General features: G+C 55.4%; 1 rRNA gene. It reads left to right on the top strand.

Annotated features, from left to right (window positions below):
• Positions 1 to 1,324, top strand: a 23S ribosomal RNA gene (locus ACFX4W_RS01755); the annotation flags it as partial.

The following is a 1,324-nucleotide window of genomic DNA, read 5'->3' as shown; positions in this document are numbered from 1 at the left end:
GTCCACCGAATGCCTAAGGTTTCCTGAGGAAGGCTCGTCCGCTCAGGGTTAGTCGGGACCTAAGCCGAGGCTGAAAAGCGTAGGCGATGGCCAACAGGTTGATATTCCTGTACCACCTCCCCGCCGTTTGAGTAATGGGGGGACGCAGTAGGATAGGGTAAGCGCGCTGCTGGATATGCGCGTTCAAGCAGTTAGGCTGATGAGTAGGCAAATCCGCTCATCATAAAGGCTGAGCTGTGATGACGAGGGAATTATAGTACCGAAGTTCCTGATTCCACACTGCCAAGAAAAGCCTCTAGCGAGGCGGGAGGTGCCCGTACCGCAAACCGACACAGGTAGGCGAGGAGAGAATCCTAAGGTGATCGAGAGAACTCTCGTTAAGGAACTCGGCAAAATGACCCCGTAACTTCGGGAGAAGGGGTGCTCTGGTAGGGTGTATAGCCCGAGAGAGCCGCAGTGAATAGGCCCAGGCGACTGTTTAGCAAAAACACAGGTCTCTGCGAAGCCGCAAGGCGAAGTATAGGGGCTGACGCCTGCCCGGTGCTGGAAGGTTAAGAGGAGGGGTTATCCTTTGGGAGAAGCTCTGAATCGAAGCCCCAGTAAACGGCGGCCGTAACTATAACGGTCCTAAGGTAGCGAAATTCCTTGTCGGGTAAGTTCCGACCCGCACGAAAGGCGTAACGATCTGGGCACTGTCTCAACGAGAGACTCGGTGAAATTATAGTACCTGTGAAGATGCAGGTTACCCGCGACAGGACGGAAAGACCCCGTGGAGCTTTACTGTAGCCTGATATTGAATTTTGGTACAGCTTGTACAGGATAGGTAGGAGCCTGAGAAGCCGGAGCGCTAGCTTCGGTGGAGGCGTCGGTGGGATACTACCCTGGCTGTATTGAAATTCTAACCCGCGGCCCTGATCGGGCCGGGAGACAGTGTCAGGTGGGCAGTTTGACTGGGGCGGTCGCCTCCTAAAATGTAACGGAGGCGCCCAAAGGTTCCCTCAGAATGGTTGGAAATCATTCGTAGAGTGTAAAGGCACAAGGGAGCTTGACTGCGAGACCTACAAGTCGAGCAGGGACGAAAGTCGGGCTTAGTGATCCGGTGGTTCCGCATGGAAGGGCCATCGCTCAACGGATAAAAGCTACCCCGGGGATAACAGGCTTATCTCCCCCAAGAGTCCACATCGACGGGGAGGTTTGGCACCTCGATGTCGGCTCATCGCATCCTGGGGCTGTAGTCGGTCCCAAGGGTTGGGCTGTTCGCCCATTAAAGCGGTACGCGAGCTGGGTTCAGAACGTCGTGAGACAGTTCGGTCCCTATCCGTCG

Source organism: Priestia sp. YIM B13489, assembly GCF_042787645.1.
Classification (GTDB): Bacteria; Bacillota; Bacilli; order Bacillales; family Bacillaceae_H; genus Priestia; species Priestia megaterium.
Note: the sequence above shows the minus strand (reverse complement) of the source record. Positions and strands in the feature narration are given on the sequence as shown.